The 22,934-nt window shown below is 63.0% G+C and carries 19 protein-coding genes and 3 tRNA genes; 12 read left to right on the top strand and 10 right to left on the bottom strand.

What is annotated here, in order from left to right:
- Positions 1 to 15: 15 nt before the first annotated feature.
- Together BLU39_RS10150 and BLU39_RS10145 are read left to right on the top strand one after the other, a co-directional pair.
- Positions 16 to 2,148: an ATP-binding cassette domain-containing protein gene (locus BLU39_RS10150; RefSeq protein WP_217635065.1), complete on the top strand. Its 2,133-nt coding sequence runs from the start codon at positions 16 to 18 to the stop codon at positions 2,146 to 2,148.
- Positions 2,145 to 3,314: an HlyD family type I secretion periplasmic adaptor subunit gene (locus BLU39_RS10145; protein WP_092712505.1), complete on the top strand. Its 1,170-nt coding sequence runs from the start codon at positions 2,145 to 2,147 to the stop codon at positions 3,312 to 3,314. Before BLU39_RS10150 ends, BLU39_RS10145 begins: the two co-directional genes overlap by 4 nt.
- A gap of 26 nt (positions 3,315 to 3,340) precedes the next feature.
- Here BLU39_RS10145 and udk read toward each other — a convergent pair whose 3' ends face one another.
- The 5 genes from udk to rnr form a co-directional block, all read right to left on the bottom strand.
- The gene (udk, locus tag BLU39_RS10140; RefSeq protein ID WP_092712503.1) at positions 3,341 to 3,985 is read right to left on the bottom strand and encodes a uridine kinase; all 645 of its coding nucleotides are present in this window, start codon (positions 3,983 to 3,985) and stop codon (positions 3,341 to 3,343) included.
- A 239-nt stretch (positions 3,986 to 4,224) separates the two neighbouring features.
- Positions 4,225 to 4,935, bottom strand: coding sequence for a YceH family protein (locus BLU39_RS10135; protein WP_092712501.1), 711 nt, complete (start codon positions 4,933 to 4,935; stop codon positions 4,225 to 4,227).
- A gap of 10 nt (positions 4,936 to 4,945) precedes the next feature.
- Positions 4,946 to 5,695 carry a serine O-acetyltransferase gene (gene cysE, locus BLU39_RS10130; RefSeq protein WP_092712499.1) on the bottom strand — a complete coding sequence of 250 codons (750 nt, stop codon included), beginning with the start codon at positions 5,693 to 5,695 and terminating at the stop codon, positions 4,946 to 4,948.
- A gap of 194 nt (positions 5,696 to 5,889) precedes the next feature.
- Entirely contained in the window at positions 5,890 to 6,633 is a 744-nt protein-coding gene (rlmB, locus tag BLU39_RS10125; RefSeq protein WP_058048541.1) for a 23S rRNA (guanosine(2251)-2'-O)-methyltransferase RlmB, read from the bottom strand.
- Between the two features lie 14 nt (positions 6,634 to 6,647).
- Positions 6,648 to 9,209 (bottom strand): ribonuclease R, encoded by a 2,562-nt coding sequence (gene rnr, locus BLU39_RS10120; protein WP_092712496.1) that lies wholly within the window; start codon positions 9,207 to 9,209, stop codon positions 6,648 to 6,650.
- A 408-nt stretch (positions 9,210 to 9,617) separates the two neighbouring features.
- Between rnr and BLU39_RS10115 the strand changes: the two genes are divergently transcribed.
- The 3 genes from BLU39_RS10115 (at position 9,618) to BLU39_RS10105 (ending at position 10,255) form a co-directional block, all read left to right on the top strand.
- Positions 9,618 to 9,702 (top strand) — tRNA-Leu (locus tag BLU39_RS10115).
- A gap of 303 nt (positions 9,703 to 10,005) precedes the next feature.
- A tRNA-Leu gene (locus BLU39_RS10110) sits at positions 10,006 to 10,090 on the top strand.
- 80 nt (positions 10,091 to 10,170) lie between these two features.
- A tRNA-Leu gene (locus tag BLU39_RS10105) sits at positions 10,171 to 10,255 on the top strand.
- 87 nt (positions 10,256 to 10,342) lie between these two features.
- On the opposite strand, the gene BLU39_RS10100 is transcribed toward BLU39_RS10105, so the two are convergent.
- Complete coding sequence (locus BLU39_RS10100) at positions 10,343 to 11,194, bottom strand: SDR family oxidoreductase (RefSeq protein ID WP_092712494.1); 852 nt, start codon at positions 11,192 to 11,194, stop codon at positions 10,343 to 10,345.
- A gap of 116 nt (positions 11,195 to 11,310) precedes the next feature.
- Here BLU39_RS10100 and BLU39_RS10095 point away from each other — a divergent pair, with 116 nt between their 5' ends.
- The 4 genes from BLU39_RS10095 to phaP all read left to right on the top strand — a co-directional run bounded on the left by BLU39_RS10095 (position 11,311) and on the right by phaP (position 15,044).
- A complete protein-coding gene (locus BLU39_RS10095; protein WP_092712492.1) occupies positions 11,311 to 11,739 on the top strand; it encodes a winged helix-turn-helix transcriptional regulator in 429 nt (142 codons plus the stop codon).
- 102 nt (positions 11,740 to 11,841) lie between these two features.
- Positions 11,842 to 14,082, top strand: coding sequence for an ATP-binding protein (locus BLU39_RS10090; protein ID WP_092712489.1), 2,241 nt, complete (start codon positions 11,842 to 11,844; stop codon positions 14,080 to 14,082).
- A 47-nt stretch (positions 14,083 to 14,129) separates the two neighbouring features.
- Entirely contained in the window at positions 14,130 to 14,324 is a 195-nt protein-coding gene (locus BLU39_RS10085; protein ID WP_092712487.1) for a hypothetical protein, read from the top strand.
- 108 nt (positions 14,325 to 14,432) lie between these two features.
- Positions 14,433 to 15,044 carry a TIGR01841 family phasin gene (phaP, locus tag BLU39_RS10080; RefSeq protein ID WP_092712485.1) on the top strand — a complete coding sequence of 204 codons (612 nt, stop codon included), beginning with the start codon at positions 14,433 to 14,435 and terminating at the stop codon, positions 15,042 to 15,044.
- Between the two features lie 133 nt (positions 15,045 to 15,177).
- On the opposite strand, the gene BLU39_RS10075 is transcribed toward phaP, so the two are convergent.
- Positions 15,178 to 16,407, bottom strand: a complete 1,230-nt coding sequence (locus tag BLU39_RS10075; protein WP_092713009.1) for an MFS transporter — start codon at positions 16,405 to 16,407, stop codon at positions 15,178 to 15,180.
- Positions 16,408 to 16,562: 155 nt separating this feature from the next.
- Between BLU39_RS10075 and BLU39_RS10070 the strand changes: the two genes are divergently transcribed.
- The 3 genes from BLU39_RS10070 to BLU39_RS10060 all read left to right on the top strand — a co-directional run bounded on the left by BLU39_RS10070 (position 16,563) and on the right by BLU39_RS10060 (position 21,266).
- Positions 16,563 to 17,267 (top strand): SMI1/KNR4 family protein, encoded by a 705-nt coding sequence (locus BLU39_RS10070; protein WP_092712483.1) that lies wholly within the window; start codon positions 16,563 to 16,565, stop codon positions 17,265 to 17,267.
- An 85-nt stretch (positions 17,268 to 17,352) separates the two neighbouring features.
- The gene (locus tag BLU39_RS10065) at positions 17,353 to 19,005 is read left to right on the top strand and encodes a VRR-NUC domain-containing protein (protein WP_092712481.1); all 1,653 of its coding nucleotides are present in this window, start codon (positions 17,353 to 17,355) and stop codon (positions 19,003 to 19,005) included.
- 5 nt (positions 19,006 to 19,010) lie between these two features.
- Complete coding sequence (locus BLU39_RS10060; RefSeq protein WP_092713007.1) at positions 19,011 to 21,266, top strand: ATP-dependent DNA helicase; 2,256 nt, start codon at positions 19,011 to 19,013, stop codon at positions 21,264 to 21,266.
- Between the two features lie 7 nt (positions 21,267 to 21,273).
- Here BLU39_RS10060 and BLU39_RS10055 read toward each other — a convergent pair whose 3' ends face one another.
- The 3 genes from BLU39_RS10055 to BLU39_RS10045 are packed head-to-tail and all read right to left on the bottom strand — an operon-like array spanning position 21,274 to position 22,923.
- Positions 21,274 to 21,702 (bottom strand): XRE family transcriptional regulator, encoded by a 429-nt coding sequence (locus BLU39_RS10055; RefSeq protein WP_175539257.1) that lies wholly within the window; start codon positions 21,700 to 21,702, stop codon positions 21,274 to 21,276.
- Between the two features lie 33 nt (positions 21,703 to 21,735).
- Positions 21,736 to 22,137, bottom strand: coding sequence for a type II toxin-antitoxin system RelE/ParE family toxin (locus tag BLU39_RS10050; RefSeq protein ID WP_254788946.1), 402 nt, complete (start codon positions 22,135 to 22,137; stop codon positions 21,736 to 21,738).
- Positions 22,138 to 22,194: 57 nt separating this feature from the next.
- Positions 22,195 to 22,923 carry a LytR/AlgR family response regulator transcription factor gene (locus BLU39_RS10045; protein WP_092712474.1) on the bottom strand — a complete coding sequence of 243 codons (729 nt, stop codon included), beginning with the start codon at positions 22,921 to 22,923 and terminating at the stop codon, positions 22,195 to 22,197.
- Between the last annotated feature and the right edge of the window lie 11 nt (positions 22,924 to 22,934).

Raw genomic sequence — 22,934 nt, 5'->3', positions numbered from 1 at the left:
CACACAGGAGACAGCGTGGACAACTCCATCAAACATGGCTTGCTGACACTTATCGAACGGGCTGCGCGCCTGACGGGCCAGCACGTCGCCAGCGCGCGCCTGGCCGACCTGCAGCGCCAGCTCGAAGATATCGACGACAGCGGCGCGCCCGCCATGGTGCTTACCGCAATCTGGCAGGCGGCCGGGCTGGAAGGCGCGGCGCGCCAGCTGCACGCACCGACGCCGGGCGAGCTGCCGTTCGCCGTCTACAGCGCCAGCACGGGCTGGGGCTTGCTGCAGTCGCGCGGCGCCGACGGCGCCTGGCGCGGCGAAGGCGTCGACGGGCGCGCCCTGCAGCTGGCCTCGCTGGCCGGCCTCGCTTGCGTGGGCCTGCCGCGCCGCAGCGAAAAAAGCGGCGCCCGCCCCGGCGCACTCAGCCTGGTACGCCAGGCCCTGTGGCTGAAGAAAAGCGTGTTCGTCGACGCCGTGCTGGCCACCGCGCTGGTGACCCTGCTGACCATGGCCACCTCGCTGTTTTCCATGCAGGTGTACGACCGCGTGATTCCGAACCAGAGCTTCAGCACCCTGTGGGTACTGGTGGTGGGCGTGGCCCTGTCGATCGGCCTGGAATTCATCCTCAAGCAGGTACGCAGCCGCATCGTCGACCACTCGTGCAATGACGTCGACCATGAATTGTCCGAGTGGTTTTTCCAGCGCATGCTGGGCATCCGCATGGAGTCGCGCCCCGCTTCCGTCGGCACCCTGGCGGCGCAGGTGAAGGGCTTTGAAATGGTGCGCGGCGTGCTCACGTCGACGTCGCTGTTCGTGCTCACGGACGTGCCCTTCGCCCTGATCTTCCTCGCCATGATCACCATCATCGGCGGTTGGCTGGTGGTGGTGCCGCTGGTGGCGCTGCCGCTGGCCCTCCTGTGCGGGCTGATGTTCCAGCGCGCCATCGAGAGCCACACGCGCAAGAACCTCAACGCCAGCAACCGCAAGGCCGGCTTGCTGGTGGAAGCCGTCGATGGCGTGGAAACGCTCAAGGGCAGCAGCGCCGAATGGATGATGCAGGCGCGCTGGGCCGAACTGGTGGCCGAAAGCAGCAACGCGGAGCAGAACATCCGCGACTATGCGGCCCTGTCGCAAAACATCACGGCCGCCTTCCAGCAATTGACCAACGTGGCGCTGATCTCGATGGGTGCGTGGTTCGTGGCCGAGAACCAGATGACCATGGGCGCCCTGATGGCCTGCACCATCATCAGCAACCGCGCCCTGATGCCCATCGTGCAGCTGCCCGCCGTGATGGTGCAGTGGGCGCATGCGCGCGCCTCGATCGACGGCCTGGAACAGGTCATCAGCCTGCCCAACGAAGCGGACAACGCGCAGTTCGCGCTGACGCCGCGCAGCCTCGATACGGGCTTGCGCTTCGAACGCATCCGCTTTACGTATGGCGGCGCGCAAAAGGTGGCGCTGGAAGTGGACAGCCTGGCCATCCGCCCCGGCGAACGGGTCGGCCTGGTGGGCGCCATCGGCTCGGGCAAGAGCACCCTGCTGAAACTGGCCTCGGGCCTGTACCAGCCGGCCGAGGGCAAGGCCTACCTGGGCGACGTCGACATGGCCCTGCTGGCGCCGCCCGTGGTGCGCGAAATGGTCGGCTACCTGCCGCAGGAAACGCGGCTGTTCAGCGGCACCCTGCGCGACAACCTGTTACTGGGACTGGCCGACCCGGGCGAGGAAGCGATCCTGGCGGCGGCAAAACGTACTGGCCTGATCGAGCTGATACTGGGCCAGCCACGGGGACTGGCGCTGACCATCACCGAAGGCGGGCGCGGCGTGTCGGGCGGCCAGCGGCAATTGATTGCCGTCACGCGCCTGCTGCTGGCCAAGCCGCGCATCTGGCTGCTCGACGAGCCCACGGGCGCCATGGATGCGAAGACGGAAGCGCGCATCGTCGGGCTGTTGGGCGAACTGGCGGCCGAAGGCGTGACCATGGTCGCCACCACGCACAAGAACGCCCTGCTGCCCCTGCTCGACCGCCTGGTGGTGCTGCAGGCGGGACGGGTACTGCTCGACGGTCCGCGCGATGCCGTGCTGGCCAAGCTGTCGGGCAAGCCGCAAGCCGTGCCCAGTGCGGCCCCTGCGCCGGTGGCGCAAGGAGCCGTCGCATGAAACTGGCCAAGGTGGCAACGAGAGAGGAAGCGAAACGGGGCCGGGTGCTGATCTGGAGCTGCACGGCGGCGCTGGCCGGCGTCATCGCCTGGGCTTCATGGGCGGAGCTGGACCAGGTCACGCGCGCCAACGGCCAGGTGATCGCCAGTTCGCGCAACCAGATCATCCAGGTGGCCGATGGCGGCGTGCTGGCCGAACTGCGCGTGCACGAAGGCAGCGTGGTGAAAAAGGGAGCATTGCTGGCCCGTTTCGACCGCACGCGGGCCGAGACGAGCTACCTGGAAAGCACGGCCAAGGCGGCCGGTCTGAAGGCGGCCGTGGCGCGCCTGCAGGCGGAAGTGTTTGGCGGCACGCCGAAGTTCCCGCCCGAACTGCAGGCGTTCCCGGAATTTCGCGCCAACCAGCTGGCCCTGTTCGGCAAGCGCCAGGGCGCCGTGCAGGCGGAAGTGAGCTCGCTGGAAAGCGCCATGAAGCTGATCAAGGAAGAGCTGGAAATGAATCTGCCGCTGCTGGAAACGGGGGATGTCAGCCGCGCCGAAGTGCTGAAACTGCGGCGGCAAGTGGTCGACATCCAGGCGCAGATCACCAACCGGCGCAACAAATATCTGCAGGACAGCCAGACGGACCTGGTGAAGGCCCAGGAAGACCTGGCCGGCGTGCTGCAGACGGTCACGCAGCGCAAGGAGCAGCTCGGTTCGACGGATATCTACGCGCCCACGGACGGCATCGTGCGCAACGTGCGCCTCACTACCCTGGGTGGCGTGGCCAAGCCGGGCGAGGAAATCCTGCAGATCGTGCCGACGGACGATGACCTGATCATCGAAGCGAAAGTCAAACCGGCCGACATCGCCTTCATCAAGCCAGGCCTGCCCACGGCCGTGAAACTGGACGCCTACGACTACGGCATCTACGGGCGTTTGCGCGGCACCGTCAGCTACATCAGCGCCGACACCCTAAGTGAAGACAACAAGGGCAACGAACAGCCCTACTACCGCGTGCAGATCAAGACCAGCGGGCGCAATCTGATGGGCAAGAATGGCGAGCCTATCCTGATCCAGCCCGGCATGACGGCTACGGTGGAAATCAACACGGGCCGCAAGACGGTCTTGCGCTACCTGACGAAACCGATCACCAAGACGTTTTCGGAATCGATGGGAGAACGCTGACGCAACGGGATGGTAGCCGGCAGGCTTCAGGCAGCCGGTTTCAATTGACCAATCACGCTGGCCACCTTGGCCGTGATCATGTCGACCGCGGGGCCATTCGCGCCATGCGGCAAGATGACATCGGCATTGCGCTTGGTCGGCTCGATGAACTGCTTGTGCATCGGGCGTACCGTTTCCAGGTACTGCTCGATGACGCTTTCGACGGAGCGGCCGCGCTCCGTGATATCGCGCTGCATGCGGCGGATGAAGCGCACGTCGGAGGCCGTGTCGACAAAGATCTTCAGCGACATCATGTTGCGCAAGTCTTCGTCATACAAGGCGAACAGGCCTTCGATCACGATCACGGGCGCCGGCTTGACGGAAATGGTCCGGTTGGAGCGGTTGTGCAGCGTGAAGTCGTACTCAGGCATCTCGATCGGCTCGCCATTGCGCAAGGCCTGGATGTGCTGCACCAGCAATGGCCACTCGAACGCCTGCGGATGGTCATAATTCTGCTGGCGCCGGACTTCAGGGGAGAGATGGGTTTGGTCGCAATAGTAGTCGTCCTGCATCACGACCGAGACCATGTCGGCGCCAAACGACGCCAGCACCTGCTGTGATACGGTGGACTTGCCACTGCCGCTTCCGCCAGCGACACCAATAACAAACGGTTGGAAGGAAATAGTATTCATGCCGAATGATACCGGAAACGGGGCCGGACTGACAGGGAGCGGCTGAAATGACGGGCCTGTCCGCGCCATGCACGGGCCGCGCACACAGCTCGGCTACCCGTTCCGGCCAGCCGAAGAAAGGGCCGATGCGCGCGCTTCGCGTCATTGACGCAGGCATCCCGGGCGTCGAAGCTGGGCATGCCCGAGTGGGTCTCGCCGCAGGAGCGGCGCAAAAGGAAAACGTCACGCGTGAGCGGCCATTATTCGAACTGCTTGCGGAACGCCTCGAACTGCGCCGCCAGGCCATCGAAGTCGCTGCGCAATTGCAGCACTTCCTGCTCCAGCTGGGCCACACGGCTGCCCTGCTGCGGCGCGCTGACGGCGCCGGCAAAACCTGCCGCCGTCTCGATCTGTGCCAGCGCCTCTTCACCGCCCAGCAGATGGCCGTAGCGCGGTTCCTTGGCGCCGGGTGCGACAGCCAGCTTGGCCACCAGCGGCGGATATTTGTCGATCAAGAATTGCAGGCCAGCTTCCACTTCCGCCACGGACTTGAATTCATGTACGCGGCCGCTGCGGCTGCGGATTTCGCCCGCCGTCTGCAAGCCGCGCAGCATCAGGATCGTCAGGATGGCCAGCTTGTCCTGCTCCAGCGACCACTTGATGCGCATGCGGTGTTCGTACTTGGCGACCCGCGCGCCGGCCTGCGTGATGCCGTTGACGAACTTGCGCTGCATCAGCCGCTGCAGCACGTCGTAGACGGTTTCTTCGGAGAGGGCCATGACGGGGTCGCGGCTGGACAGCTGGTTGCAGCCGTTCGTCAGCGCGTTGAGCGACAGCGGATAGCTGTCCGGCGTCAGCGCTTCCTTTTCCGCCAGCACGGCCAGCACGCGGATCTCGAACGGGTCGAGCAGATTCGGATTGTCGCTGCTCTTTTCTGCTGCGTTTCCAGCTATGTTTGCGTCTGTAGTCATGCCTGTATCCTTAATCAACCAGCTTGTTCATTTGCTCGGAATCGAATTTATCACACTCAGGTACAGCTTGGCAGCAGATGCCCGCCGCCTTCAGGGTGGCGAGGATGGTTTCGATGCGCTGTTCCTGCGCCACGGCATGCGTGATCAGCCCTTGCAGGGCTTTCGACAGCGGATCGTCGCCGTTGGGCGTGACGCCATACGCGGCGAACAAATGGGCCGTGCTGCCCTCGCGCAGGGCGCTGACATCCTTTTGCACGATGTGCGCGGGGTTGCCGACGGCCGTGGCGCCGGACGGCACGGGTTTCAACAGCACGGCGTTCGAGCCCACCTTGGCGTACTCGCCCACCGTGAAGCTGCCCAGCACCTGCGCGCCGGCGCCGACGATGACGCCGCGCTCGAGGGTCGGATGGCGCTTGGCGCCGCTGTGCAGCGAGGTGCCGCCCAGGGTCACGCCCTGGTAGATGGTGCAGTCGTCGCCGACGACGGCCGTCTCGCCGATCACCACGCCGAAGCCGTGGTCGATGAAGACGCGCCGGCCGATGACCGCGCCCGGATGGATCTCGATGCCCGTGATGATGCGGGCGATATAGGAAATGAAGCGCCCCACCCACTTCATGTGCCGCGTCCAGCACCAGTGCGCCCAGCCATGCATGACGATGGCGTGCAAGCCCGGATAACAGGTCAGCACCTCCCAGCCATTGCGGGCGGCCGGGTCACGTTCGATGATGCTGTTGATGTCTTCGCGCAGGTGGTGGAACATAATGAAAATGGATAAGGTGGAACGCAAATGGTAGCGTATTCGGCGGCGTGCTGCCGGAGAGGCAGATAAACAACCGCCGCCTCAAGGGCGGCGGCTGATTTTCTGGAAGCGTTACAAAACGTTCAGGGCAAGGCGCATTGCCGAAGACAGTACGAATGTACGGCGAGGCAATGCAACGCAGCCATGGACGTTTTTTAGGCTTCCAGCGCGATGCGCTGGCGGCGGGCTTCATACAAGCACACGCCCGAAGCCACGGACACGTTCAGGCTCTCGACGGAGCCGAACATCGGGATGCTGACGAGGATGTCGCAGGTGTCGCGCGTCAAGCGGCGCATGCCTTCGCCTTCGGACCCCATGACGAGAGCCGTCGGGCCCGTGAAATCGGCTTCGTACAAGCCTTTTTCGCCGTCGTCCGAGGTGCCGATCAGCCAGATGCCGCGATCCTTCAGTTCACGCATGGTGCGCGCCAGGTTCGTCACGGTGATGTACGGGACAGTTTCGGCGGCGCCACTGGCGACCTTGGCGGCCGTGGCGTTCAAACCCACGGCGCGGTCCTTCGGCACGATGACGGCATGTGCGCCGACGCCGTCGGCCACGCGCAGGCAGGCGCCCAGGTTGTGCGGGTCGGTAATGCCGTCGAGAATCAACAGCAGCGGCGGGCCGTCGATGGCGTCCAGCAGCTCATCGAGATTGCGCGCCAGGGACAGCTGCGAGGCAAACGCGATCACGCCCTGATGGCGGCGCGTGCCGACGATCTTGTCCAGACGCGACGAATCGACGGGCATGACGCGCACGTTCGCAGCCTTGGCGGCGGCGATCATGTCCTTCATGCGGCCGTCGACGCGGCTGGCATCGACGAAAATTTCTTCCACGGACGACGCTTCATGACGCAAACGCGAGGTGACGGCGTGGAAGCCGAAAATCATTTTATTCTTCATTATCTATCTATCGCTTATCGCTTGTTCTTGCTTGATTTTGATACAGTTTTTGCTGCACGTGGTGCCGCCGCAGCGGGTGCCGCGGCTGGTTTCTTGCTGCGCTTAGACTCGGCGGCCTTGGGGGCTGCCGCCTTGGGCGCTGCCTTGGCTGCAGGCTTGGCTTGCGCCTTGGCGCCGTTGGAACGGCCGCCGGAACCCTTGCCGGGTTTGCCACCATTGTTGCCGCTGCCATTGACGCTGGCCTTGATCTCGTGGCGCTGCTCGGTCGCGGGACCAGGCTTGACCATCGATTTCTTTTCGCCCTTGCGCTTGCCGCCAGCCTGCTTGGCTGGCGCTTCTTCGCCCGCCAGTTCCGCATCGGTGACCAGGCGCAGGTCGATCTTGCGCGTTTCCAGGTCGACACGCGCCACTTGCACCGTCAGACGGTCGGTCAGCTGGTAGCGCTTGCCCGTGCGTTCGCCGCGCAATTCATGGCGCGCATCGTCGTACTGGAAGTAGTCGGTGCCCAGCTCGGTGACGTGCACCAGGCCTTCGACAAACAGGGTATCCAGTTGCACGAACACGCCGAAGGTGGTCACGCCCGTGATGGTGCCGGTGAATTCCTCGCCCAGCTTGTCCTGCATGAAGTAGCACTTCAGCCAGGCTTCGACATCGCGTGACGCTTCGTCGGCGCGGCGCTCGTTGGCCGAGCAATGCACGCCCAGCGCGTCCCAGATCGTCAGATCGGTCTTCTTCGGCTTGCCTTCGGCCTTGTCTTTCGCCTGCTGCTTGCGCGTGGCGTTCGACACGTTCGTGTTCAGCACGGTCTTCTCGGACAGCTTGGGCTCGTATTTCTTGCCTTGCAAGATGGCCTTGATGGCGCGGTGCGTCAGCAGGTCGGGATAGCGGCGGATCGGGCTGGTGAAGTGGGCATACGCCTCGTACGCCAGGCCGAAGTGACCGATATTGTCCGGGCTGTAGACGGCTTGCTGCATCGAGCGCAGCAGCATCGTTTGCAGCAGGGCCGCGTCGGGACGCTCCTTGATCTGCTGCATCAGGGTCTGGTAATCGGATGCCGATGGCGTATCGCCACCCGTCAGGTTCAGGCCGACTTGCTTGAGGAAGGTGCGCACTTGCGTGAGCTTTTCCTTGGTCGGGCTGGCGTGGATGCGGTAGGTGCCTGGATGCTTGTTACGCAGCAGCAGATCGGCCGCGCAGACGTTGGCCGCCAGCATGCACTCTTCAATGATCTTGTGCGCTTCGTTGCGCGTGCGGGGAATGATCTTTTCGATCTTGCCCGCGCTGTTGCAGACGATATACGTTTCCGTCGTCTCGAAGTCGATGGCGCCCCGCTCCGTGCGTGCTTTCAGCAAGGCGCGGTAGACGGCTTCCAGGTTTTGCAGGTGCGGCAGGATGTCCGCGCGGCGCGCCGCTTCGGGTCCCTTGGTGTTGCCCAGCACGGCGGCGACTTCGTCATACGTGAGGCGCGCGGCCGAATGGATGACGGCTGGATAGAACTGGTACGCCTTCAGCTCGCCCTTGTCGCTGACGACGGCGTCGCACACGAGGGTCAAACGATCGACGGCCGGGTTCAGCGAGCACAGGCCGTTCGACAGTTTTTCCGGCAGCATCGGAATCACGCGGCGCGGGAAGTAGACGGACGTGCTGCGCTCGAGCGCGTCGATATCGAGCGCGTCGTTCGGTTTCACATAATGGCTGACGTCGGCAATCGCCACGATCAGGCGGAAGCAGTTGGCGCGGCCGATCTTGACGGGCTCGCAATACACGGCATCGTCGAAATCGCGGGCATCCTCGCCATCGATGGTGACGAGCGGCACGTCGCGCAGGTCGACACGGTCTTTCAGGTCGGCGGCGCGCACTTCGAACGGCAGTTTTTCAGCTTGCTTGAGGGCGGCGGCGGAAAAGATGTGCGGCACGTTGAATTTACGCACTGCAATCTCGATTTCCATGCCGGGATCATCGAGCGCACCGAGCACTTCGACGATCTTGCCGACCGGTTGCTTGAAGCGCATCGGCTGCTCGGTCAACTCGACGCTGACGATCTGGCCGGCCTTGGCCTTGCCCACCGAACCGGTCACCAGGATATCCTGGCCGATGCGCTGGTCTTCCGGCGCCACGACCCAGGTACCGTTCTCCTGGATCAGGCGGCCGATGACGTGGGTGTTGGCGCGCTGCGTGACTTCCACGATCGTGCCTTCCGGGCGGCCGCGGCGGTCCGTGCCGACGATGCGGGCCATGACCTTGTCGCCATGCAGTACTTTCTGCATTTCTTTCTCAGGCAGGAACAGGTCGGCGCTCGCGTCGTCGGGAATAACGAAGCCGAAGCCATCGCGGTGGCTGGTGACGCGACCGGCGACAAGCGCGCTCTGGTCGGCCAGGCTGAAAACACCGCTGGCGTCAGACTTGAGCTGGCCGTCGCGCTCCATCGCCTTCAGGCGACGAACGAGGACATCCATGGAATCGGCATGCACTTGCAGCGTTTTCCCGAGAGACTGCGGGTCGAGAGGCGCGTTGACGCTGCGGAATATGCCGAGAATGTCCTCCCGGCTGGGGATGGTGTGGGTATTTTGGCTCAAAAGTATTTCTATAGTTGTTATTGACAGTGATCAAACGGAAGACAAAGACCGATGACATCACCGTCAATATTGACACGGTGATGTCCGGTAGTGTACCGGAGGACGCCTTGGTTTGCCTAACGGACAGCGTAGCGGAAACCGAACAAGTGCCCCGCCGATGAAAAAAAGAAGAAAAGCTGCGCAATGCATTTGACTTCGGCAAATATTGCTCTATAATCTCGGTCTCTTGCAGCGACAAACCTTCACGGGAATGCGGTTGCAGGAAAGCGGTACAGGGTTGATGTGCAGTATGGAGCGAAAGCTCATCTGGCGCAAAACTCTTCAAGCCGCTATAATAGCAGAATTGTTGCCAAGTTATTTGGCAACGAATACTCGAGCAGCAAAGTAGTAAGCAATAGCAGCATCAGTGCCCACGTGGCGGAATTGGTAGACGCGCATGGTTCAGGTCCATGTGCCTTCGGGTGTAGGGGTTCGAGTCCCTTCGTGGGCACCATTACCTAATTCGCAAAAAGCCGCAAACTTTCACGAGTTTGCGGCTTTTTTCATTTCCGCAGCGAAAAGCCCTTCCCTCTCGCGCCAGACTGGTCACGCGGCATGCCTGCGGATAGAAGTCTGCGGAAAATCGCTGAAAAAAGAGGCAGATTTCCCCTTTTTCCATAGGGAACAGCCCTTTTCAGGCGAAAAAACATGTTTCTTGAAGAAAAGTGCAAAATGTTGATTGACCGAATGCGCGCCAGCCCTTATGATTTTGTCCTCGCTGCAGAACACGCAGCGACAAGCAGCAAGCAGTAACAATGCCCACGTGGCGGAATTGGTAGACGCGCATGGTTCAGGTCCATGTGCCTTCGGGTGTAGGGGTTCGAGTCCCTTCGTGGGCACCACCAGCAACGAGTTGTTTTCGTTGTAGTCCGCAGTAAAGCAGTACCGTAGTGAGACATCAGCAGTAACTAGCAGCATCAGTGCCCACGTGGCGGAATTGGTAGACGCGCATGGTTCAGGTCCATGTGCCTTCGGGTGTAGGGGTTCGAGTCCCTTCGTGGGCACCATTACCTAATTCGCAAAAAAGCCGCAAACTTTCACGAGTTTGCGGCTTTTTTCATTCCAGAATGCCGCATCCCTGCGGCACCCTCTTCTTATTTGGCCAGCGCGGCCTTGACGGCGTCGAGCAGGCTTGTCGTCGGACGGCCGATCAGCGCGCTCAATTGCTTGCCATGGTCTTCCAGGCCGCCCTTGGCCGCGCCCGCATCGGAATCGGCCAGCAGATCGGCAAAGCCTTCCGGCACGCCCACGCCCACCAGCGCCGCCTTGAAGTCCGCCTGCGGCAAATCCTTGTACACGATCGCCTTGCCCGACTGGCGCGCCACTTCGGCCGCGTACTCGGCCAGGGTAAAGCCCTGGTCGCCGGCCAGTTCATAGATGGCTTGCGGCTTGTCAGCGACCAGCACGGCAGCGGCGGCGGCGGCATAGTCCAGACGCGCGGCCGACGAGAAACGGCCGTTTTGCGCCGCGCCCAGCACGACGCCATGCTCGAGCACGGGCGCCAGGTGTTCCGTGTGGTTTTCCAGGTACCAGCCGTTGCGCAGGAAAGCGTACGGCACATTGGACGCGCGGATGGCCGCTTCCGTGACCACGTGCTCGGCGGCCAGGCCCAGCGGCGACGTGTCGGCGCGCAAGACGCTCGTGTAGGCCAGCAGGGCCACGCCGGCGCGCTTGGCCGCATCGATGACGTTCTGGTGCTGCTGGATGCGCTGGCCCACTTCGCTCGACGAAATCAGCAGGATCTTGGTTGCGCCCTTGAACGCCGCATCAAGGCTGGCACCGTCGTTGTAATCGGCCTGGCGTACTTGCACGCCCTGGGCGGCCAGATTGGCGGCCTTGGCCGGATTGCGCACGGCGGCGATGATATTGGCTGCGGGTACGGATTTGAGCAGGCTGGCGATGACGTGCTGCCCCAGATTGCCTGTGGCGCCGGTGATGACGATCATGATTTCTCCTTGGTACGTGGGTGGTAAAACCCTATAATAGGACTATTACTTACTTATTGTAAGTACGTACCTTTTGGTAAGTATGCGTAAATTTTAAATTATCAAGGCCAACTATCATGTCCACAGACACTCCCGGTGCCAGCCTGCGCGCCGCCCTCGCCCGCCAAACCCAGGGCGCGCACCTGATGGCCGCCGCCTGCCCGTCGCGCGCCGTGCTCAGCCACCTGACCAGCCGCTGGGCCGTGCTGGTGCTGGTACTGCTGCTGAGCGGCACGCGGCGCTTCAGCGAACTGCGCCGTGAAGTGGGCGGCGTCAGCGAAAAAATGCTGGCGCAAACCCTGGAAGCGCTGGCTGGCGACGGTTTCGTGCTGCGCCAGGCGTATCTGGTGATCCCGCCCAAGGTGGAATACAGCCTCACGCCGCTGGGACGCGAGGCGGCCGAACGCCTGGCCGTGCTGGTCGACTGGATCGAGGATAATTATCCGCGCATCGAACAGGCGCGCGCCGACCTGGCCGCGGCGCCCGCAGTGCAAAACGCCGCCTGAACGGCTACTATGACCCTTGCTTTTGGTCATCAAGAATTATCGTTTACTCCTACTTGCCTTGATGTAATACTAGGCCCATGAAACGCGTAAGGGCGCGACACCATGAACCAGTTGATTTCTTCCATTGCCGACCGGGCCAATGTGCTGCTGGTCAGCAATTCGTCAAACGATGTGCGCGAACTGCTGTATGTGCTGGACCGGCATAACCTGGGCACGGGGCTGGCGGGCGATATCGACGAAGGCGTGGAACTGGCGGCCGGCGGAACGGACCTGATCCTGCTCGACGCGGCCCTGGCGGGCACGAATATCGGCGCCACCTGCATGCGCTTGCGCAATGCGGGCGGTCGCCACAGCGTCCCCCTGCTGCTGATGTCGGCCACCCCCAGCGCCGAGGAGCAAGGCCGCAGCGTGGGCGCCGGCGCCTCCGACTACATCAAGATGCCCTTCAATGCGCGCGACGTGGCGGAAAAAATCCTCATGGAACTGGCGCTGCACAAGGCCGAAGCACCGGCGCCGCATGCCGCCACGCCGCCGCGCCCCCTGCATCCGCAAACGCTGGAAGTCAATTACCACTCGATACTGGCCGGCTCGCCCGATGCCGTGCTGCTGTTCGATATCGACAACGGCCTGCTGATCGACGCCAACCACCTGGCCGAGGAATTGTTCGGCATGCCGCTGGCCGAGTTGCTGCAAGGCGGCATGGAACCGCTGTTCCCCACCCATCAGAGCGATGGCCGCGCCTCGCCGCAACTGCTGGAAGAAAAGATCCGCGATACCTTGCAAGGCAAGATCGTCGTCTTCCGCGCCAGCTGCTGCCACCGCGACAGCCGCCCCATCGCCTGCGAAATCCGGCTGATGCGCCTGTCCGTGCCGGGCCGCCAGCTCGTGCATGCGCGCATCATCGACTTGACGGAGCGCAACCTCGCCGAAGCGATGCGCTCGGGCCAGAGCGCCCTGCTGGAAATGGTCGCCAAGGGCGCCCCCCTGATTCCCACCCTGAACCAGCTGCTACTCCTGATCGAAGGCCAGTCGCGCGGCGTGTACTGCTCCATCATGCTGCTCGACGATGACGGCGTCCACATGCACAGCGCGGCCGGCCCCAGCCTGCCGCCCGAATACATGGCCCTGCTCGAAGGCGTGGCCATCGGCCCCGGCGTGGGCTCTTGCGGCACTGCCATGTTCCTGCGCGAACCGGTGGTGGTCAGCGACATCATGTGCGATCCGCTGTGGGCGCCCTACCGCGAGCTGGCCGCGCCGTTCGGCTTGCGCGCCTGCTGGTCGCGCCCCATCTTCGGGCAGGATGGCGCCGTGCTCGGCTCCTTCGCCATGTACTACCGCGAAGTGCGCACGCCCGATGCGCGCGACCTCGAGCTGATCGACACGGCAACCGACCTGGCCGGCATCGCGATTGGCCGCATGCGCCACGAACGCGAATTGCAGCGCCACCGCGCCCACCTGGAAGAGCTGGTGGCCGAACGCACGGCGGCCCTGACCCAGGCCAAGGAACAGTCGGAACAGGCAAACCGCGAATTGGCCGCCGCGCTGGAAAACCTGTCCATCACGCAGGAAGAACTGGTGCGCCGCGACAAGCTGGCCGCGCTGGGCGCGCTCGTGGCCGGCATCGCGCATGAACTCAATACGCCGATCGGCAACGGCCTGGTGGTGGCCACCACGATGGCCGAACGCACGCGCGAACTCCAGGCCAGCTTCCAGGACGGCTTGCGCCGTTCCGAACTGGGCGCCTACCTGACCCAGGCCAGCGAGGCCGACGCCATCATGCTGCGCAACCTGCAGCGCGCGGCCGACCTCGTCTCGAGCTTCAAGCAGATCGCCGTCGACCGCGCCAGTTCGCAGCGCCGCCACTTCCTGCTGCGCCAGTTCGTGGCCGAGCTGATGCTGCCCCTGTCCACGCCGCTCAAGGCGGCCGGCTTGACGCTGACGCAGGACGTGCCCGAGGACCTGGCCATGGACAGCTATCCGGGTCCGCTGGGCCAGGTGCTGAGCAACCTGCTGGAAAACTGCCTGCGCCACGCCTTCGAAGGCCGCAGCGGCGGCAATATCGCCGTCAGGGCGCGCGGCAGCGACGATGGGAAAACGATCACCATGTCGATCGCCGACACGGGCGTGGGCATCGCGGCCGACGACCTCGTGCACGTCTATGACCCTTTCTTCACGACCAAGCTCGGTTCCGGCGGCTCGGGCCTGGGGCTGCATGTGGCGCACAACATCGTCACGGGCGTGCTGGGCGGCCATATTGACGCCACCAGCAACACGGGCGACGCCAGCGGCACCACCTTCACCCTGCAGCTGCCGGCCGTGGCGCCGCAATCGCCCGCGCCCTGAACGGCAAGCGCGCTACAATGCTCGCAAGCATTTCTTTCGGAGCAACCATGAAATACCTGATCGCCACGGCCCTGCTGGCCGCCTGCGCCTGCGCCTCGGCCGGACCTGCACCCTGGTACCAATGGCGCAGCAAGATCGACGGCACCCTGTCGTGCGCCCAGTCCACCCTAGGATTTGGCTGGGAACTGGCTTCGGGACCGTACAAAGATAGCCGTTGCGAAAAACCGGCGCTTGCTAAATAATGGGGCCATGATCACACGGGGGCACCGGCTTGATTGCAAGCGATGGCATTGCGGCGTCGAAAGAGTATGGAACGATAAGAACGTATCTATTCAAACCGAGGAGACCACATGTTTACGAATCCCGAACAATTCGCATCGGCCACCAAGGCCCTGTTTGAATTCCAGCTGATGACCTTCAACACCCTCACCTCGAAGGCCGTGCAAGGCGTGGAACAGGTGCTGGCGCTGAACATGGCCACCGCCAAGTCCGGCATCGAAGATGGCCTTGCCGCCGGCAAGGAAATCAGCCAGGCCAAGGATCCGAAGGCCGCCATGGCCGCCGCCGCTGCCCAGCTGCAACCGGGCGTGGCCGGCGCCAAAGCGTATAAACAGCAACTCGACGACATCATCAAGGAAATCCACACGGAATTCACGACGGCCGCCGAAGCCCACGTGGCCGAAGCGAAAAGCAACTTGAGCGCCCTGATCTACGACGTCACGAAGAACGTGCCGCCCGGCTCGGAAAACGCCGTCGCCATCGTCAAGGCCGCCATCGACAACGCCTTCCTCGGCTACGAGCAAGTGACCAAGGCCACGAAGCAGGCCGTGAAAACGGTGGAAGAGCAGATCGCCAAGGCCAGCGCGCAAGTGGCGCAGGCAACGGAAAAGGCGACAAACGGCGCCACCGCCGCGGCTGACAAAGCGGCGCCGGCGACCAAGCCGAAGGCTACCAAAAAGTAATCCGACGCATTGTTGGCGTTAATGGTGATGTCGGATTACGCGCTTGCGCGCTAATCCGACCTACCGACCTACAAGAATCCACCGGCAGGGTCCGGTATTCGCCCTCCTCCCATACCCCCGAAATAGCCTGAGCCTAGCTGCAGAAATCCTCGCATGCCTTCGCCTCGACGGCGCCGTCCAGCTGGCGGCGCCAGGCCACCATGCGCCATGCGGCCCAGGCGGCGGACAAGGCGCCCGCGACGAGGATCAGCCGCGTATCGATCAGGGTCAGCACGGAGCCGCTGAGGGCGACGACGATGTTGGCGATGCAAAACGTCGTTGCCAGCAAACCCATCACGGCGCCCTGACCGTGCGCGCTGAAGCGCTCGGCGCACCAACCCTGTATCACCGTGTTGTACAACGCATTCGGAATGCCGAACAGCACGATGGCGGCAATGCCCACCCAGATATTGCCCAGCGCCAGAATCCCCACGGCCAGCGCCACGCCGCACGCATACCAGCTGGCACGCAGCAAGGGCGCATGGCGGCTGGGACCGCCCGCCAGCAGGGACGTGACCGTCATCGTGCCGCACAGGCCCACATTCACCCAGGCAATCTCCTGCGCATGGTAATTGGCCGTCTCGACCAGCCACAGCGGATAGAACTCGTAAAAACTGGCCACGCCGCAGGTGAGCGCCAGTTGCACGATGAACAGGGTGCGCAGCTCCTCATGGCGCAGCAAATTGAGCGAATGGCGATCGCGCGCCACTTGCCACCACGACGTCGTCAAGAGCGAGGGCGTTTCGCGCGGCAAGCCCACGGCCACCAGCACGGCGACGAGCATCAGGGCGGCGGCGGCGATCCAGAATGGCACCGTCACGCCCCAATGCAGAGTCGCGCCCGCCAGGATCGGCCCCACCAGCCAGCCCAGGTAAAACGCGCCATTCAGCCACGACATCGCGCGCAGGCGCAGCGCTCCCGTCAGCTGGTCGGCCAGCATGGCGCGCGCCACGGCGCCGTTCCCTTCCAGCAAACCCGTGATGAAACGGGCGACGATGAACAGCGGGTAGGACTGGATCACCAGCGCCCAGGCCGTAATGGCGTGGCCGATGGCGGCGCCCACGGCCGTGCGCATCAGCAAGGGACGGCGGCCATAGCGGTCGGACAAGGGGCCCAGCAAGGCGGAGCCGATCAGCAAGCCCAGCGGGTTGATGGTCAGCGCCAGGCCGAACAGCAATTTGGACGGCAAGCCCAGGAAGTTGTTGAAGGCATTCGGCGCCTCGGCCGCGAACAGCGGCGGCAAAATCGGGTATGGCAGCGAAGCGCCTATGGTCGACAGCAGCGCCAGCAGGCAGGCGGCGGAAATCAGGATGATGTTTTTCATGCGGCTTCGGCGGATGTTGGTCTGGCAAGCATACGTGACCATGCCACACAAGCAAACTTAAATGTTTGCAATGATGCACATCGTTGCTGCCGTGAAGCGTGCCAAGTACGGCCTCGGCTATCATGCCCACACGAATCACGTTGAACGGGACAAACATGACACTGTCGGAAATTGAACAGCAGCACGGCTTCACCTATCCCGCATTGTATCGGCAACTGGAGCGCGACGGCATGCTGGCCGTGGGCGAATACGGGCCCGACTGGTACAAGCTGGTCTATCCCACCTTGACGGAGCGGCCCACCCTGCTGTTGCATGCCGACGATTTCGAACTGCTCAACATCGAGGCCGTGGCCGAGGAAGTGGAAACCTTGCGGGACGCCGACGATTACCGGCAGGTCGATCCCGCCTTCCAGTTCATCCCGTTCGCGCAAACGGGCGCGGGCGACCACTACTGCTTTTTCGCGTCAAGCGAGCAAGACGGCGAGATGCCCGTCGTGCTGCTGTGGCATGACGAGAATGAAGCCCGCTACCTGGCGAAAAACCTGCAAGACTTCCTGCTTCACATGTTGTTGAACAGCATGGCGGACCAGGACACATACAATGGCGTCAGCGACGAGGCATTCAAGGAGCAACTGACGAAAACCCTGGGCACGCATGCACGCTACCTGACGGCGCGGCAAGCCGACGTGCTGCAGGCCTTGCTGGCCAGGGACATCGTCGATTACGACGTACTGCTGCCGAAGGGACGCAAGGAAGCGCACCGGGGCTTGCTGACCGATATGGAACTGGCCAGCCTGCGCGCGGAACTGATTCCCTACGAAAAGTTCGACAGCTATTTTGCCTACAGCACGGCTGACTGAACATGAAATCGCTGGGCAAGCGGCGGCTGAAGGTTTAAACTGTATATAAACACAGTAAAAACCATCACCTTGCCCTATTGCCCCCATGTTGAGAGTCCTGGAAAATCCCCTGTACTATCTGGATAATTTCCAGGACGTGCTGAGCTGGATCAGCGCGCGCTACGCCGATCTGCTGAGTCCTGAAGAAACACAGTTCATCGCCGCCTTCGGCGCGCTGCCGCAGCCGTCGCGCGCCCTGTTCGTGCGCCTTGTCATGCGCAAGGGCTGCCTGTTTCGTGCCAGCAAACTCAATTACCCGGAAATCGGCGACACGCGCGCGGCTGCCCTGCCCCTGCTGGCGACGGGCTGGGTGGTGGCCGATCCCGTCATCTCGCTCGAAGAACTGTTCGACTTGCTGCTGAAGGCGGAAGTCGCCCAGGCCTTCGACCTCGCCGCGCCCTTGAGAGCGGCGCGCAAGGCCGAGCAACTGGACGCCTTGCGCGAGCAGCATGGGGAAAATAAACCGTTTTCCGCATGGTATCCGGCCTGCACCGACGTGCTGTACCGCATCGGCCTGCAAGCGCTGTGCGATCGCCTGCGCCTGATTTATTTTGGCAACTATCACCAGGACTGGTCGGAATTCGTGCTGTCCGACCTCGGCGTGTATCAATACGAAAAAGTGGAATTCTCGCCGCAATCGCGCGGGTTTCGCACGCGCCAGGATATCGAACACTACGAAATGCTGCACCAGTGCCGCGAACGCTACAACGACAGCGCACCGGCCGACGAGGTGCTGCGGGAACTGGCGGCGCTGCCATTGGCCGAGGACAATACCTGGCTGGCCAGCCGGCGCGACAAGCTGCGCTTCCAGATCGCCCAGCACCTGGAAAAATGCCAGGACTGGCCGGCCGCCTACCGCGCCTACGCCGATTGCCGCTATCCGGGTGCGCGTGGCCGCGCCATCCGCGTGCTGGAAAAAGATGAGCAGCCGCAAGCGGCCTACGAGCGCCTGCTGATCGCCCTGGCCGCGCCGGAAAGCGAAGCGGAACAGCAATTACTGCTGCGCATGGCGCCCCGTCTGCGGCGCAAGCTGGGCCATGCCAAACAGGCGGCCAATGCAGCGGCCGCCGTGGAGCGCATCGACCTGCTGCTGCCCTACCCTGAACAGGCGTGCTACGTGGAAGGCGTGGTGCAGCAGCACTTGAGCCACGACGCTGCGCCCGTGTACTACGTGGAAAACACCCTGATCAATTCGCTGTTCGGCCTGCTGTGCTGGCCCGCCATCTTCAAGCCCATGCCGGGCGCCTTCTTCCACCCGTTCCACCGTGGCCCGGCCGACTTGCACAGCGCCGATTTCTACCAGCGCCGCAGCAGCGACTTTGCCGCCTGCCTGGCGCAGCTGGACGATGGCAGCTACCACGCGGCCATCCGCGCCACGCTTGCCGCCAAGCACGGCATCGTCTCGCCCTTCGTCAGCTGGGACGTGCTCGACGACGGCTTGCTGGACCTGGCGCTGGCCTGCATCCCGGCCTTTCACCTGAAGAAGGCATTCGAGCGCATCTTGCTCGACATAAAAAGCAACCGCAGCGGCTTTCCCGACCTGATCCAGTTCTGGCCGGCCGAACGGCGCTACCGCATGATCGAAGTCAAGGGTCCGGGCGACCGCCTGCAAGACAACCAGCTGCGCTGGATCGCGTATTGCGCCGAACACGCCATGCCCGTCAGTGTGTGCTACCTGCAGTGGCAGGTGGCCACATGAGCGGCATGAAGTACACGATCGCCGTGCGCGCCCTGTGCGAATTCACGGCCAAGGTGGGCGACCTGGACTTGCGTTTCACGCCCTCGCCCACGGCGCAGGAAGGCATGGCCGGCCACGCCACCGTCACGGGCCGGCGCGACGACGATTATCAGCGCGAAATCAGCTTGTGCGGCGACTTCGGCCCCCTGCACGTGCGGGGCCGTGCCGATGGCTACGACCCGGCGCGGCGCCAGCTGGAAGAAATCAAGACCTACCGGGGTGAACTGGACGCCATGCCCGCCAACCACCGCCAGCTGCACTGGGCGCAGGCGCGCATCTACGGCCACCTGCTGTGCCAGCAACTGAACCTGCCCATGTTGCGCGTGGCGCTCGTGTATTTCGATATTGCCAGCCAGAAGGAAACCGTCATGCACGAGGAGTGCACGGCCGAGGCGCTGCGCACCTTCTTCGAACAGCATTGCGCGCTGTTCCTCGACTGGGCCGAGCAGGAAATGGCGCACCGCGCCAGCCGCGACGCACAACTCACGGCCATGGCCTTTCCCCATGCGGACTTCCGCCCGGGCCAGCGCCAGCTGGCCGAAGCCATGTACAAGGCCAGCAGCCGCGGCTGCGGCTTGCTGGCGCAGGCGCCGACCGGCATCGGCAAGACGGTGGGCAGCCTGTTTCCCATGTTGAAAGCGACGGCCGCGCATGGCCTCGATAAACTGTTTTTCCTGGCCGCCAAGGTGCCCGGCCGCCAGATGGCGCTCGACGCCTGCGCCATCCTCAAGGATAGCGCCCCGCTGCTGCCCTTGCGCGTGCTGGAACTGAGCGCCAAGAGCTGCGCCTGCGAACATCCTGACAAAGCCTGTCATGGCGAATCGTGCCCGCTGGCCAAGGGTTTTTACGACCGCCTGCCGCTGGCGCGCGAGGTGGCGCTGGCCAGCGGCTTGATCCTCGACAAGGAAGCCGTGCGCGCCATCGCCTTGCAACAGGGTATTTGCCCGTACTACCTGGGCATGGAGCTGGCGCGCTGGAGCGATGTCGTCATCGGCGACTACAATTATTACTTCGACCTCAGCGCCATGCTGTACGGCATGACCCTCGCCCACGACTGGAAAGTCAACGTGCTGGTCGACGAGGCGCACAATATGGTGTCGCGCGCGCGCAGCATGTATTCGGCCGAGCTGGCACAGATCGACCTGAAGATGCTGCGCAAATTCGCCCCCGAAGCGTTGAAAAAGCCGCTCGACCGCCTCTCGCGCCAGTGGACGGCATTATTAAAAGCACAGGATGGCGACTACCACGTGCATCCCGCCTTGCCCGAGAAATTCTTTGGCGCCTTGCAAGGCGTGGCGACGGCCATCGGCGACCACATGGCCGAACACGCCACGGCCCTGGACGAAGACTTGCAGCGCTTTTACTTTGACGTACTGTTGATCAATCGCCTGGCGGAAAGCTTCGGCGAGCATTCGCTGTTCGACGTGAGCAAGACGGAGACGGGCTCCACCGTCTGCATCCGCAACATTGTCCCGGCGCCATTCCTGAAGGAACGCTTCGCGGCCAGCCACAGCACGGCCCTGTTTTCCGCCACCCTGAGTCCATGGAATTACTACAGCGACACCCTGGGCATGCCGGCCGACACGGCCTGGGTCGACGTGGAATCCCCATTCCAGGCGGAGCAATTGTCCGTACGCGTGGCCGACACCATTTCCACGCGCTACCAGCATCGCGCCGCCTCGCTGCTGCCCATCGCCCAGCTGATGGCGCGCCAGTACGCGGAAGCGCCGGGCAACTACCTGGCCTTCTTCAGCAGCTTCGATTACATGGAAAAGACGGCCACCCTGTTCGCCCAGCACTACCCCGCCGTTCCCATCTGGCAGCAGCCGCGCCGCATGGACGATACTGCCCGCGCGCAATTTCTGGGCCGCTTCGGCCTGGACACGCGCGGCATCGGCTTTGCCGTGCTCGGGGGCGCCTTCGGCGAAGGTATCGACTTGCCCGGCGCGCGCCTGATCGGCGCCTTCATCGCCACCCTCGGTTTGCCGCAGATCAATCCCGTCAACGAGCAAATCCGCCAGCGCATGGGCGACATCTTCGGCGCCGGCTACGACTACACGTATCTGTATCCGGGCATGCAAAAGGTGGTGCAGGCGGCCGGCAGGGTCATCCGCACCCAGTCGGACAAGGGCGTCGTCTACCTGATCGACGACCGTTTTTCGCGCCCGGAAATCCGCCAGCTGCTCCCCACGTGGTGGGATGTGCAACTGGCTGCTGGATAAAGCGACTTCAGGCGTTGCCAGCCTGCTTGCGCGGCACGCCTGCTTTTCTCCTTGCTGGTTTGGTGACAGGCGCGGCTGAAGGCGCAGGCACTGCCTTGACATTGACATCGGCTTCAACTTCCTGACTGCGTAGAAAATTCTGCAGTTCGATACGCACGCCGTTTTGCGCAACGACCGACAGCTCCAATGTCATGCCCAGCGATTGCAGGAAACGGCGCAAGGTCGAGACATAGGTATCGGTACGCTTTTCCAGTTGGGAAACAGCATGCTGTTGAATCCCAAGTTCCCTGGCGACTTCCGCCTGGGTCTTGCCCACTGCCTTGCGGAAATCCGTCAGCGTAGCGGCATGCGCTATCATTTCCTGCATTTTTTCCTGGGACAGAGCGGCAATTTTTGCCTGCCGCTCAGCCGGCAAACTGGCGATGACGTCGTTCAAACTTCTTCCCATGGCAAACTCCTGTTCCTAAAATCATCTCCGGCCCTTGCCCTGCCTCGCTTTCGCCACATCCAGCTTGTTGAGGTGTTGCTCGTAGCGTGCATTTGCCTTGAATAACAAATCCCGGTAAAACTTGTCCTCATCGACACCTAGCTTGGCCGCTGCAACCAGAATGACCGCTTCACGCCTCGTATCAAAAGCAAAGACCGCGCGCCACACCTGTGCCCCGTTATTGGCCTTGAAACGCAGCTCTTTCATGTTCGGGTGTTTAGGATTCTTCAACGTCCCCACGTGAGGACGCCCGGCAGCCGGACCCAGCTTCGACAGCGCATCGGCACTCGCCAGCAATTCATCCTGAACATCTATCGGCAGAGCATCGAATTCCGCATCGAAGTCATCGTGAAACGTGACCGGCCATATCCTCGGCGCATTCACTATCATCTCCGGATGATATCATGTGCAGATGATTATGCATCTACGCCAGCGAAAATGCTAGCCCACCAATAATCTGAGCTTCTGGTAGCCCGCCTTGCTCACAGGTATCCTCGTATCGTCGCGCAAGATGGCCACGTGGCTGTCTTTGGTGGCCGCCTCGATGCGGCGGATGCCGTCGATATTGAGCAGATACGACCTGTGCACGCGCAGGAACTTGGCGGGATCGAGCTGGGTCTCCAGTTCCGACAGTCGCTGGCTTTTCAGGTAGGACTTGCCTTCGGAGCGGATGCTGATGTAATCGTCCTGCGCCTCGATGTAGTCGATGCGCGCGCTGGCGATGACGTGGACTTTCGCGCCGTCGCGGATCAGCACGCGGTCCAACGGTGCGGCGCGCGTGGCCGCCTCGCGCGCCAGCGTTTGTACAGTCTCGGGCATGCTGCGGTGGGCGCGCGCGTGGGCCAGCGCCTGGTCGAAGCGCTGTTCGCTGAACGGTTTGAGCAGATAGTCGAGGGCGTGGCAGTCGAACGCTTTCAAGGCGTACTGGTCGTAGGCCGTGACGAAGATCAAACGCGTCTTCGCGCCGATCAGCTCGGCCACTTCAAAACCGTCCAGGCGCGGCATCTGGATGTCGAGGAACACCAGTTCCGGCTCCAGTTCCGCGATGGCCTTGACGGCCTCGAAGCCGTTGGCGCATTCGGCCACGATCTCGATATCGCCATGGCGCGCCAGGTATTCGCGCAGCACGCCGCGCGCCAGCGCTTCATCGTCGACGATGGCCACCCGCATTCTTGCCTGCA

This window comes from Janthinobacterium sp. OK676 (genome assembly GCF_900103595.1).
In the GTDB taxonomy this organism is placed as follows: domain Bacteria; phylum Pseudomonadota; class Gammaproteobacteria; order Burkholderiales; family Burkholderiaceae_D; genus Janthinobacterium.
Note: the sequence above shows the minus strand (reverse complement) of the source record. Positions and strands in the feature narration are given on the sequence as shown.

Coding starts and splice junctions, on each gene's coding strand:
- BLU39_RS10085 (WP_092712487.1), top strand. CDS start 14,130: ATGAAATACCTGATCGCCACGGCCCTGCTGGCCGCCTGCGCCTGCGCC.
- BLU39_RS10090 (WP_092712489.1), top strand. CDS start 11,842: ATGAACCAGTTGATTTCTTCCATTGCCGACCGGGCCAATGTGCTGCTG.
- BLU39_RS10045 (WP_092712474.1), bottom strand. CDS start 22,923: ATGCGGGTGGCCATCGTCGACGATGAAGCGCTGGCGCGCGGCGTGCTG.
- BLU39_RS10070 (WP_092712483.1), top strand. CDS start 16,563: ATGACACTGTCGGAAATTGAACAGCAGCACGGCTTCACCTATCCCGCA.
- BLU39_RS10060 (WP_092713007.1), top strand. CDS start 19,011: ATGAAGTACACGATCGCCGTGCGCGCCCTGTGCGAATTCACGGCCAAG.
- rlmB (WP_058048541.1), bottom strand. CDS start 6,633: ATGAAGAATAAAATGATTTTCGGCTTCCACGCCGTCACCTCGCGTTTG.
- BLU39_RS10145 (WP_092712505.1), top strand. CDS start 2,145: ATGAAACTGGCCAAGGTGGCAACGAGAGAGGAAGCGAAACGGGGCCGG.
- BLU39_RS10065 (WP_092712481.1), top strand. CDS start 17,353: ATGTTGAGAGTCCTGGAAAATCCCCTGTACTATCTGGATAATTTCCAG.
- BLU39_RS10135 (WP_092712501.1), bottom strand. CDS start 4,935: ATGACTACAGACGCAAACATAGCTGGAAACGCAGCAGAAAAGAGCAGC.
- cysE (WP_092712499.1), bottom strand. CDS start 5,695: ATGTTCCACCACCTGCGCGAAGACATCAACAGCATCATCGAACGTGAC.
- BLU39_RS10095 (WP_092712492.1), top strand. CDS start 11,311: ATGTCCACAGACACTCCCGGTGCCAGCCTGCGCGCCGCCCTCGCCCGC.
- BLU39_RS10100 (WP_092712494.1), bottom strand. CDS start 11,194: ATGATCGTCATCACCGGCGCCACAGGCAATCTGGGGCAGCACGTCATC.
- BLU39_RS10075 (WP_092713009.1), bottom strand. CDS start 16,407: ATGAAAAACATCATCCTGATTTCCGCCGCCTGCCTGCTGGCGCTGCTG.
- phaP (WP_092712485.1), top strand. CDS start 14,433: ATGTTTACGAATCCCGAACAATTCGCATCGGCCACCAAGGCCCTGTTT.
- udk (WP_092712503.1), bottom strand. CDS start 3,985: ATGAATACTATTTCCTTCCAACCGTTTGTTATTGGTGTCGCTGGCGGA.